We start from the raw sequence: 11,770 nt of genomic DNA, 5'->3' as shown, positions 1-11,770 counted from the left end.
ATCCGCGTGCGGGCGTGTCCGGCATCGCAGGGGCGAGGGGCCTCGACGGACACCGCCCGCACCCATCGACCGCCCGACCGGCTTCGGTGCCGCGGCGCCGCGCGAGCAGGCGCCGCGGAGAAAGACGGTCAGACGTGAACCGGGGCCGGGGCGGCGGGTTCCGGGGTGCGGATGAGGGCGGTGCAGTCGTCGATCGCCTCTTCCAGAAGCCGGCGCAGCAGCGTGTCCGGGTCGGCGATGCAGGCCTGGACGATGCCCACCACCGACAGCTGCACCGCGTTCGGCGCCGCGTACCGGCGGAAGCCCTTCTCCGTGATCCTGGCCGCGCGGCTGAAGCGACGGGCCTGCTCGGCCGCGTGCGGCACCTCCTCCATCGCCCGGCGGCTCAGCTCGCCGAGCCGTCCCGACGGGGCCCCGTCGAGCCGGGCCAGCATCTCCTCCGCCGCCAGCACCGACACCGCGAGCGCGAGCTGGCGCTCGGCCGCCGCCACCGGCAGGGCCGTCGTGGCGCAGCGCAGCGCGATCTGCGCGTCCACCCTCAGGTCGTCGCTGGCCAGGCCGATGATGGACGGCACGAGCCGGACGAGCTGGGCGCGGCTGTCGTCGCTGGTGTTGTCGTTGACCAGGCGGGCGAGGGCGGCCAGCAACGGGTGGGTGCAGGCCGGATGGTCGCTCCACCGTTCCCCGGCCAGGTAGGAGGCCAGCTCCATGAAGCAGGCACCGCGTTTCGGGTTGCGATGTCTGCCGCGGGACAGGACCGGCATGTGATCAAGCTGATTGTCCACGGGTGCTCCACTGCTCCACGCGATCGCCGTCTGTCCAGTCTGCGCTGCGGCGACCGCCAACGCCAGTGATGTGCATTCCTGGTTACTGTTCCCTCAACTCGGGATGTCGCACCTCTCTCCCCTGCACGATTTGCCAAGCTTGCCCATCAGCGCTTACCGCAGCGCACCCACGAACACCGCCACCGTGCGGCCCGGGACCGTGAGCGTGCCGGTGACCCGGTCGAACGCGGATTCCCGTACGACCGGGTCGCCGGAGGCCGCCTGCACGGGGTGGAGCGAGATCTCCTGCCCCGCCAGGGACTCCACGACCTGGGCACGCGTGGACGGGGTGGCGTTGAGGACCACCGTGACCGACGACCACCGCGGGTCCAGCCCGGACGTGTCCACCTGCATCGTGATCACCCCCTCGTCCGAGGCCGGGAAGGACAGCCGGCGGCGCACCTCGTCCGCGGACCCCAGCGCGAACGCCGGTGACGACGCCCTGATCCGCAGCAGCTCCCCGAACCGGGCCCGGCAGGCCTCGATCTCCGCGCAGCCGGGCCTCAGCGCCGGGTCCGCGAGCAGCGGCCGGGCGTACGGCCACCTGTCCTCGTTCTCGGCCCGGGGCGGCAGGCCCCCGCCGAACCCGTTGCCGGAGCCGCAGTCCCACAGCAGCCGGTTGAACCAGTCGCCGGAGTCGTAGGAGTTGCGGTCGAGCGACTTCGACCGCAGCCGCTCGCTGCCCGCGTGCACGAACGCCGGACCCTGCCCCAGCAGCACCGTGGCCAGCGACAGCACCTGCATGCGCACCCGGTCGGACATCGGCGTCCACTGCGGCAGCTTGTACGCCAGCACGTCGAAGAGCGTCTCGTTGTCGTGCGCGTCCACGTACGCCACCGCCTCGCCGGGCTCGTCCGTGTAACCGGCGGGAGAGCCGTTGTAGGAGATCTCCGAACCCTTCCTTCCCGAGGGGAGTGTGTAGTCGCGCAGGCTGCCGGTCAGCCCGATCCTGACGAGGTCGGCGTAATCCGCGAGCCTGAGCCGCTGCTGCTCGGCCGTGCCGTTGGCGGGGGACCCGTTGGGCGCGCCCGCCAGCCCCGAGCCGAACCCCTGCACGCGGGGGTCGGCGTCGAACGGGCTGCCGCCGCGCACCGCGTCGCGCAGCCTGTCGGTGAACGTGCCGATGCCGGTCCCCGCCAGGTTCGCCTGCGTGGCCTGCTCGAACCTGGCCCCGTCGGCCACCTCGCCGAAGTTCCAGCCCTCGCCGTACAGGATGATCGACCTGCCGTCCACGCCGTCCTCGGCCGGGGTCAGCTCGTCGAGGGCGCGGCGGACGGCGAGGAGGTTGGCCTTGGGGTGGTGGCCCATGAGGTCGAAGCGGAAACCATCGATCTTGTACTGCCTCGCCCAGGTGACCACCGAGTCGACGACCAGTCTGCCCATCATCGTGTGCTCGGGCGCGGTGTTGGGACAGCAGGTGGAGTCGGCCACCGTCCCGTCCTCCAGGAGCCGGTGGTAGTAGCCGGGCACGATCGGGTCGAGCACTGCGGTGGAGTGGGTGTGGTTGTAGACCACGTCCATGACCACGCGCAGCCCGGCCCGGTTGAGCGCGGCCACCATGCCGCGGAACTCCCTGATCCGCCGGTCGGGGTCCGTCGCGTACGAGCCCTCGGGCACCGTGTAGTGCAGCGGGTCGTACCCCCAGTTGAAGGAGTCGGTCGCGGCCGTGCGCGCCACGCACTCCTGCTGCCGGTCGGAGTCAGGGGGCAGCGCGGCGAAGTCGCAGTCGGGTTCGGTCCTGTCGGCCGCGCGCTCGGGGACCGTGGCGAAGTCGAAGACCGGCAGCAGGTGCACGTGGGTCAGCCCGTCCCCGGCCAGCGCCCGCAGCTCCCGCATGCCGGCCGAGTCCGCGCCGAAGGCCGCGTACGTGCCGCGCAGCCCGGCCGCCACGCTCGCGTCGGAGGCGGAGAAGTCGCGCACGTGCAGCTCGTAGATCGACGCCCGGTGCAGGGGGACGGCCGGGGGCTTGGCGAGGCGGTCCCAGCCGGGCGGCTTGAGCGCGGGGCTGTCCAGGTTGACGAGCCTGCTGCGCCCGCCGTCCGGCGTCACGGCCACCCCGTACGGGTCGGTGACCTCGTTCGTGCCCGAATGGTGCGTGACGAGGAACGTGTACTCGCGCCCCCACCACGTCGGCAGCCCGCGCAGCGACCAGACGCCGCTCTCGTCGTCGCGCCGCATCGGGTGGAGCGTGCGCCCGCCGCCCCGGCGCGGCCACCACTCGCCGCCGTACAGGGCCAGCTCCACCTTGCGCGCGGTCGGCGCCCACAGCGACAGCTCCGGGAACAACCGGCCCGCCGGTCCGAGCCTGACGCGGGCGGCCGCGGCGTACAGGTCGTCGAGCACGCCGGGGATCTGCACGCCCGTGGCCGCCAGCAGCGCGCCCGACGCGTCGCGTTGCTCGGCCACGACCCGTTCGCGCAGCGCCGCGCGCAGCAGGCTGACGTCATGGGGGTCCAGTTTCAGCGCGGTGTACGACGCCAGGTGCGGCCACCGGCGCCGCTGCTCGTCGCTGAGCGTCCCGGGCGTCAGGTGGACGACCTCCGTGCCGAAGGCCAGGGAGTGCCGGTACGACGGGTCGACCTGCCAGGCCACCGTGTCGCGGTCGATCCAGTGGGCCCGCGCCTCGCCCTCATGGATCACCACGCTTGCCATCCTTTCTGGAAGTTTCCGAAAACGACCATGCAGCATCTTTCTCCGCGCGTCATGTCGGCGTAACGTCCGGCGTGTTCCCCCCCTCGTGGCCCGTGAGGAAACACAGGAGAGGACATGCGACGACTCCTACCCGCCGCGGCGGCGGCAGTTGCGGCATCCACCCTGATCACCGGCCTCACCGCGGGCGCCACCAAGTCGTGACTGTACGTGGTCGCCGCCCGGCGCGACCATGGGGCATGGACGGTTTCCTCGACGAGATCTGCGGCGGTGTGACCGAGCTACGCGTGCACGGCGTCTCCGGCACGCCCCCCGAGGGCATGCTGAACCACCCCCACCCCCACCCCCGGATGGTCACGGGCGACGGCACCACCGGGTTCTACCGGCGCTGGTCGACGGACGGCAGACCGCACGGCGAGCACGCGGACGTGCCCGGCAGCCGCCACCGCGAGGCGTACGCCTGGGGCGGCCTCACCTCCGGCGGCAGGACGATCGCGCTGTGGCTGCTCCTGCTGCCGTTCGCGCTGGCGAACCTGTCGTACTTCATGCTCCGCAGGCCGCCGCGCGGCGCCCTGCGGCACGTGACCGAGGCGGCCCAGCGGCTGTTCGCCCTGCTGCTGACCGGGACGCTCGTCGGGGCCGTCACCCGGGCCAGCGTCGACCTCATCGGCTGGCAGTGCACCGCCGCCGGACGGGCCTGCACCGCAGGGACGGTTCGCCTCGCTCGCGGCATGCGACGAAGGGATCAGGGCCGCCCGCAAAGAGATCGACTGGTTGAAGGACCTGCCCGCCCAGGCCGCTCAGGCGGTACTCAAAACCTACCGGCAGGCGTGGAGAAACTTCTTCAACCCCGACCACCCAGCCAGGCGCCCCACGTTCAAGAACCGCTTCCGCTCCCGGATGGCCGTTGACGTCCCCCAAGGGCGGGACCTCAACATCACCCGGATCAACCGGCGATGGGGCGCGGTCAACATCCCCAAACTCGGCCGGGTCCGCTTCCGGTGGACGAAAGACTTGCCGGGGGTCACCAAAGGCGGCCCGGACGGGAAGATCACCGGGGCGCGGCTGGTCAAGGAGACCACCGGGTGGCACATCGCGTTCCGCACCCAGACCACCGAACCGTTGCCCGCCCCGCACACGGGACCGCAGACCGCGATCGACCGGGGCATCACCGTCCCGCTCGCCCTGGCCACCGGGAAGAAAATCCGCCACCGCAAAGACTGGCTGACAGGCGGAGAACAAACCCGCCTGCTCCGCCTGGAACGCAAAGCCGCCCGCCAGAAACGAGCGGCCAAACCGGCGATAGGCGCTGGCCCGGTTGATCGTCAAGAAGCCCGCCGTCTGACCACCTGGGCCGGTAGGGTTTCGGACGTTTCCCAACAGCGACGGGGGTTCGATCGTGAGGTGGGTGCTGTTACTGCTGGTCTCGTCCGCCCTGTGGTGGATGCCTGCGCCCGCCCAGGCGGCGGGGGCCGAGGCGACGGCGGGGCGGGTGGCGTTCATCGGGGTGCCGGGGCTGCTCTGGGACGACCTCGACCCGGCCGAGACGCCGCGCCTGTGGCGGCTGGCCGGGGAGAGCGCACTCGGGTCCGTGTCGGTCAAGGCCGTGGGCACCGTGACCTGCCCGTACGACGGGTGGCTGACCGTGTCGGCCGGGGTGCGCTCGGCGGTCGGGCACCGGTGCGGGATGCCGCCCGAGCCGGTCGCACAAGGGGGCGGGGCCGTGGTCGCCGAGGTCCGCGAGCTGCTGCAATTGCGTGACGGCACCTACGCGGGCACGCTCGGGAGCGCGGTGCACGCCGCCGGGCAGTGCACCGCGGCCGTCGGTCCCGGCGCGGCGCTGGCCCTGGCCGACCGGGAGGGCAAGGTCGACCTGTACGCCTCCGAGCCCGCCGGCCTGGCCGACTGGTCGCGCTGCCGGGTGCTGGCCGTGGACGTGGACACGCTGGTGAAGCCGTACATCATGGACGGCAAGCTGTCGCAGGAACCCGAGCCGATCGCGCCGGAGCGGCGGCGCGCCCTGGTCCGCGAGGTCGATGCCCAGGTCGGCGCTGCGCTGGACAAGCTGCCCCCGGACACCGAGATCGTGCTGGCCGGCATCGGCGACCACGGCTCGGTGCCGCACCTGCGCGTGGCCATGTGGAAGCAGCCGGCTGACGGTGTGGCGGGGCTGTCCGTGGGCACGAACTCCACCAGGCGCGACGACATCACCGTCCTGCCCGACATCACGCCCACGATCCTCGCCGCAGCCGGCATCGCGCCACCCCCCACCGTGATCGGGCAGCCGTGGCGGCTCGGCGACCGCACCACCCCCGGCGACCTGCGCAGGGCCGACCTCAAGGGCACCGCCGTGCGCGGCACGACCGGCGTCTTCTTCACCGCCTTCGCCGTCGTCCAGGTCGCCTTCTACGCGCTCGCCTACTTCCTGCTGTCCAGGCGCAGGCGCCTCGGCGTGGTGGGCACCGCCGCGATCGTGCTCGCCTGCGTCCCCGTCTCCACGTACGCGGTCAACCTCGTGCCGTGGGAGCGCAGCCCGTACCCCGTGCCGACGCTGATCGGCGGCGTGCTGGCGGGCACGGCGCTCTTCGCGGCGGTCGCGCTCGGCGGCCCGTGGCGGCGCGACCCGCTGGGACCGCCCGCCGCCGTGGCCGCGATCACCGCCACCGTGCTCGTGGGCGACCTGCTGACCGGGACGACCCTGCAGTTCGACAGCCTGATGGGCTACACCGCGGTGGTCGGCGGGCGTTACTACGGGCTGGCGAACATCCCGTTCGCACTGCTGGCCACCGCCGTGCTCATGGTCACCGCCATCGCCGCCGAGCACCTCGTACGGGCCGGGCGCAGACGGCCGGCCGTGGCCGGCGTGGCGGGGCTCGGCGTGGCCGCGATGCTGCTGGCGGGCTGGCCGGGCGTGGGCAGCGACTTCGGCGGCGTGATCGCGTTCGTGCCGGGCATCGCGGTGACCGCGCTGCTCGTCGCGGGTAAGCGCGTGTCGGTGGTGAAGCTGGGCGCGTTCTGCGTGCTCGGCGGGGTGGCCGTGTCGATCATCGCGGTGCTCGACCACCTGCGGCCGCCCGCGTCGCAGACGCACCTGGGGAGGTTCGTGGGGCAGGTGATCGACGGGACGTTCTGGCCCATGATCGGCCGCAAGCTGGGCGCCATGCTCAACACCATGCTCTCCCCGAACCTCATGCCGATCGTCCTGGCCGGCCTGGCCTTCCTGGTCTTCGCCGTGCTGCGGCCCGGGCAGATCAGCGCGGGCATCGTGCCGAGGGCGTTCGCGCGGGCGCCCATGCTGCGGGCCGGGCTCGTCGGGGCGCTGGTCAGCGGCGTGGTCGGCATGCTGGTCAACGACTCGGGCACCGCCGTGCTGTCCATGGCGGTGGCGCTGGCCGTGCCGCTGGTGCTGCACGCCGGGGTGCGCTCACCAGAGGAGGAAGAGCTCCTCGGGGGCCCGGTGGATGAGGGTGGCCGCCATGACGACGTCCTCGCCGGCGAGACGTAGGCAGGGCAGGTCGCGTACGAGCAGCTCCAGGGTGATCCTGAGCTGCTCGCGGGCGAGCAGCGCGCCCGGGCAGCCGTGCACGCCGTGGCCGAACGACAGGTGCCGCACCGGCTCCCGGGCGATGTCGAATTCGTCCGGCCGCTCGAAGACCGTCTCGTCCCGCCCCGCCGAGCCGTACGACACGAACACCGTGTCACCCTCGTCCAGCGCGGTCCCCGCCAGCTCCAGCGGCCTGGTCACCGTGCGGCGGAAGCCCTGCACCGGCGCCTCGAACCTGGCGGCCTCCTCGATCGCCGCGCCCGCCAGGTCCGGCCGCTCGCACAGCAGCTCCCACTGGCGGCGGTCGCGCAGCAGGCGGTGCACGAGGGTGCCGAGCAGCGCGGTGGTGGTGAGGTGGCCGGCCAGCATGACGTTCTGCGTGTTGGCCACGATCTCGTCGCGCTGCTCCGGCGCCGGCTCGCCGGGACCGGGGGCGAGGCCGCGCGACAGCTCGCCCGTCAGGTTGTCCTGGGCCCTCGACCTGGCGGCGTGCGCGGCCAGCATCCGCCGCAGCGCCGCCACCTCGCGTGCCGCCGCCACCTGCCGATCCTCCGGCATCGGCGTGAACAGCAGGTCCTCGGCCCTGTTGCCGGCCTGGATCGCGCCGGGGACGTCGGCCGGGTCGAGGCCGAGCAGGTGGCCGATCACGGCGGCCGGGAGCGGCCTTGCGTACCCGGCCATCCACTCCACGCGGCCGTCCTTCGCGAACGACGCGACCAGCTCGCCCGCCGTGGCCTGGATGAACGGCAGCGCCGCCGTCACCTTGGCGGGGGACAGGCCGCGGGTGAGCGGCCGACGGTAGCGGACGTGCGCCTCGCCGTCCGTGCTCAGCACCACCGGCGCGTTCCCTGGCACGCCCGCCAGCTCGGCGAACGCCGCCGGAGCCGGGATCACGTCCGGCCGCAGCGCGCCCTTGGAGGAGAAGTCGTCAGGGCGCGCCAGCACCTCGCGCACGTCGGCGTGCCGGGCCACCAGCCAGGCGTCCAGCTCCTCGACGAACGTCAGCCCCGGCGCGGCGCGGGCCCTGGCGTAGACGGGATACGGGTCGCGGTAGAGCGCCTCTCGATCCACGCGTCCCATGCTCGTAGCAGGGCGGTCGCCCGGCAAGATCTGAAATTTTCTTTTAGTTCACTCTTAAGTCTTGAAAGTTATATCCACGAGCGATTGAGTTCGGTCGTGCAGTCCCTCAGAATCCTGGCCGCCGCGGCCCTGGCGTTAGGCCCCCTGGCCCTGACCGCCGCCCCCGCCCAGGCCGATCCCGCGACCCCCGCAGAGGACGCGCTCGAAGCGTCGTCCTATCCGCCGCCGTCCACGCTGCTCGTCACCCAGGACGCCGGGCAGAAACTGGAGACGGCCAAGAGGACCCGGCCGGTGGCGCCGGGCATCTCGCTGACCTCGTTCGACACCTACGACGCGCTCGGCTGGCTGCGTGCCGACGCGGTCACCGCCGACCTCGGCGGCGCCAAGGCCGACTACCTGTACTCCGGCGAGGTGACCAAGACCGAGCCGCTGTCCGGGCCCGCCAAGCGCGCGCACGCCGTCGCGGCCGTCAACGGCGACTTCTTCGACATCAACAGCTCCGGCGCCGCCCAGGGCGTCGGCCTGCAGAACGGCTCGCTGGTGCAGTCGCCCGTCGCCGGCCACGAGAACGCGGTCGCGGTCACCGGCGACGGCGTCGGGCGCGTGCTCAAGATGTACTTCGAGGGCACCGCCACGCCGGCCGGCGGATCGCCGATCAAGCTCACCCAGTTCAACCAGATGGTGCAGAGCGGCGGCGTCGGGCTGTTCACGCCCCTGTGGGGCTCCTACACCCGGGCCCGCGCCGTCGAGGGCGCGACCTCCGTCGCCGAGGCCGTCCTGGTGGACGGGGTGGTCTCCGAGGTACGCACGTCCGCGGGCACCGGCCCGATCCCCGCCGGGACCACGATCCTGCTGGGCCGCGACGCCGGCGCCACCGCGCTGTCCGCGCTGAAGCCCGGCGACCGGGTCGACGTGAAGTACCAGCCGAAGTCGTCGGACGGCAGCCAGGTCAAGGCGGCCGTCGGCGGCAACCAGCTGCTGGTCAAGGACGGCGTCGTGCAGAACTCCACCGACCCCGCCGCGCACCCCCGTACCGCCGTCGGGTTCTCGGCCGACGGCAGGAAGATGTACCTGCTGACCGTGGACGGCCGCCAGGCCGACAGCCGCGGCGTCACGCTGAACGAGCTGGCCGCCATGATGGTCGACCTCGGCGCCGCCAACGCGCTCAACCTCGACGGCGGCGGCTCCTCCACCATGCTCGCCCGCGAGCCCGGCTCCGCCGACGTGCAGGTCGAGAACAGCCCCTCCGACGGCGGCGAGCGGCACGTCCCCAACGGCCTCGCGCTCTACGCGCCCGAGGGCAGCGGCAAGCTCAAGGGCTTCTGGCTGGAGACCGCGACCGACCCGGCCAAGGCCCCCGGCGTCGCTCCCGTCGCCGGCGGCCGCCCCGACCGCGTCTTCCCCGGCCTCACGAGGCGGCTGACCGCCGCCGGATACGACGAGACGTACGGCCCCGCCGCGGGCACGCCGTCGTGGCGGGCGAACCCGGCGGTGCACGGCGTCATCCGCGACGGGAGGTTCCACGCGCTGGTGCCCGGCCAGACCACCGTCACCGCCTCGCGCGGCGGCGCGAAGGGCACCATCGACCTCACTGTCCTGCAGCCGCTCGAGCGGCTCGGCACCACCGCCGACCGGCTCGGGCTGGCCGGAGCAGACGGCGTGGCGACGTTCGGCGTGGTCGGGTACGACCGCAACGGCAACTCCGCGCCCATCGAGCCCTCCGACGTCACGCTCGACTACGACAAGAGCATGTTCGAGGTGACCCCCGCCGAGCAGGGCTACTTCTCGGTCAAGGCCAAGAAGGCTCCCGCGTCCGGGCTGATCACCGCCAAGGTCGGCAGGACCAGCACCGCCGTGCCGGTCACGGTCGGGTTCGAGGAGAAGCCGGTCGCCGACTTCGAGGACGCGGCCAAGTGGACGTTCGCCGCCGCCCGCGCCACCGGCTCGCTGTCGGCCGCGCCCGGGCAGAGCGGCGGCGGCCTCAAGCTGTCGTACGACTTCACCACCTCGACCGCGACCCGGGCCGCGTACGCCAGCCCGCCGCAGCAGATCGTGATCGACGGGCAGCCGCAGGCCTTCGGGCTCTGGATCAACTCCACCGGCAAGGGCGAGTGGCCGAGCCTGGAGTTCTACGACGCGCTCGGCCAGTCGCAGATCCTGCGCGGGCCGTACATGACGTGGACCGGGTGGAAGTACGTCGAGTTCACCGTGCCGCCGGGCGTGAACTACCCGCTCAAGCTCCGGCGCTTCTACGTGGCCGAGACCAAGGCGGACGCGAAGTACACCAACGACATCCTCATCGACGGCCTGGTCGCCAAGGTGCCGCCGTCGGTCACCGCGCCCGCCGCGCCCAGGGTCGCCGATCCGGTGGTCAAGGCGGACGTGGCCAGGATGCCGTGGCGGTTCGCGGTCATGTCGGACGCGCAGTTCGTGGCCAGGGACCCGGACAGCGACATCGTCAAGAACGCCCGCCGCACGCTGCGCGAGATCAAGGCCGCCAAGCCGGACTTCCTGCTCATCAACGGCGACCTGGTGGACGAGGCCTCGCCCGAGGACTTCGCGCTGGCCAAGAAGATCCTCGACGAGGAACTGGGTGGAACGCTGGAATATCACTACATTCCGGGCAACCACGAGGTCATGGGCGGCAAGATCGACAACTTCAAGGCCGTCTTCGGTGACACGTACGGCACCTTCGACCACAAGGGGACCCGCTTCATCACCCTGGACACCTCGCGACTGAACCTGCGGGGCGGCGGCTACGACCAGGTGGCCATGCTCCGGTCCCAGCTCGACAAGGCGGCCTCCGACCCGTCGGTGGGGTCGGTCGCGGTCCTGTTCCACGTCCCGCCGCGCGACCCGACGCCCGGCAAGGGCAGCCAGCTCGGCGACCGCAAGGAGGCGGCGCTGGTCGAAGGCTGGCTGGCCGACTTCCAGCGCACCACCGGCAAGGGCGCCGCGTACATCGGGGCGCACGTGGGGACCTTCCACGCCTCGCACGTGGACGCGGTGCCGTACTTCATCAACGGCAACTCCGGCAAGAACCCGGCCACCCCGCCCGACGACGGCGGGTTCACCGGGTGGTCGCTGTGGGGCGTTGACCCGGTGACGCCTGCGGAGGCGGAGCACGTACGGCGCAACTGGTTCGCGGACGCGCCGGACTGGATCGGCACGCAGGTCCGGCCGCACGTGGACGACCTCGTGCTCACCGCGCCCGCCACGGTCGCCGTCGGCGCGCCCGCCACGGTGACGGCGGCGGTCAAGCAGGGGGCCCGTACGGTTCCCGCGGCCTACCCGGTCTCGGCGGCCTGGTCCGGCTCGCCGAACCTGCACATCGGCACCCGCCAGACGGCCAAGCCGTGGCACGTGGCCGTCTTCGACCCCTCGACGGGGACGCTGACGGCGCTGCGGCAGGGCCAGGTGAAGCTGGCTGTGACGGTGAGCGGCGTCACGCGTCAGGCCGCCGTGGCGCTGGCCGCCAAGGCCGCCGCCTGACGGTGATCCCAGGCCCTTCGGGGCCGCGAGCGCACGACGCCAGGGTCCGGCGTCGTGCGCTCGCGCCATGCGGGCCCACGCCCGCCCTCAGCTTGTCGTTTAACCTGCCTGCTCGCGGTGCTCGGTGAGTGATGCCGCGCGTTTAGCGGTCTTTCCCACCTCGTGATGACGGGCGAGGGCG

6 protein-coding genes are annotated in these 11,770 nt (G+C 72.6%); 3 read left to right on the top strand and 3 right to left on the bottom strand.

From position 1 onward, the window contains the following. Positions 1–128: 128 nt before the first annotated feature. The gene (locus tag AB0J64_RS55470) at positions 129–785 is read right to left on the bottom strand and encodes a hypothetical protein (protein ID WP_364046370.1); all 657 of its coding nucleotides are present in this window, start codon (positions 783–785) and stop codon (positions 129–131) included. A 153-nt stretch (positions 786–938) separates the two neighbouring features. Next, complete coding sequence (pulA, locus tag AB0J64_RS55465; protein ID WP_364046368.1) at positions 939–3,467, bottom strand: pullulanase-type alpha-1,6-glucosidase; 2,529 nt, start codon at positions 3,465–3,467, stop codon at positions 939–941. Positions 3,468–3,712: 245 nt separating this feature from the next. On the opposite strand from pulA, the gene AB0J64_RS55460 reads away from it, so the two are divergent. Together AB0J64_RS55460 and AB0J64_RS55455 are read left to right on the top strand one after the other, a co-directional pair. Continuing rightward, entirely contained in the window at positions 3,713–4,384 is a 672-nt protein-coding gene (locus tag AB0J64_RS55460; protein ID WP_364046366.1) for a hypothetical protein, read from the top strand. Positions 4,385–4,881: 497 nt separating this feature from the next. After that, entirely contained in the window at positions 4,882–6,978 is a 2,097-nt protein-coding gene (locus tag AB0J64_RS55455) for a hypothetical protein (protein ID WP_364046364.1), read from the top strand. Here AB0J64_RS55455 and AB0J64_RS55450 read toward each other — a convergent pair. Beyond that, positions 6,898–8,097 carry a cytochrome P450 gene (locus AB0J64_RS55450; protein WP_364046362.1) on the bottom strand — a complete coding sequence of 400 codons (1,200 nt, stop codon included), beginning with the start codon at positions 8,095–8,097 and terminating at the stop codon, positions 6,898–6,900. The two genes, AB0J64_RS55455 and AB0J64_RS55450, sit on opposite strands and share 81 nt — an antisense overlap. A gap of 96 nt (positions 8,098–8,193) precedes the next feature. Between AB0J64_RS55450 and AB0J64_RS55445 the strand changes: the two genes are divergently transcribed. Beyond that, positions 8,194–11,589 (top strand): phosphodiester glycosidase family protein, encoded by a 3,396-nt coding sequence (locus tag AB0J64_RS55445; RefSeq protein WP_364046360.1) that lies wholly within the window; start codon positions 8,194–8,196, stop codon positions 11,587–11,589. Positions 11,590–11,770: the final 181 nt, after the last annotated feature.

Origin of the sequence: Nonomuraea sp. NPDC049695, assembly GCF_040674955.1 — a bacterium.
Taxonomy (GTDB): domain Bacteria; phylum Actinomycetota; class Actinomycetes; order Streptosporangiales; family Streptosporangiaceae; genus Nonomuraea; species Nonomuraea helvata.
Note: the sequence above shows the minus strand (reverse complement) of the source record. Positions and strands in the feature narration are given on the sequence as shown.

Bases quoted from the DNA above. Each gene is read 5' to 3' on its own strand.
- AB0J64_RS55460 (WP_364046366.1), top strand. From the start codon at position 3,713: ATGGACGGTTTCCTCGACGAGATCTGCGGCGGTGTGACCGAGCTACGC.
- AB0J64_RS55450 (WP_364046362.1), bottom strand. From the start codon at position 8,097: ATGGGACGCGTGGATCGAGAGGCGCTCTACCGCGACCCGTATCCCGTC.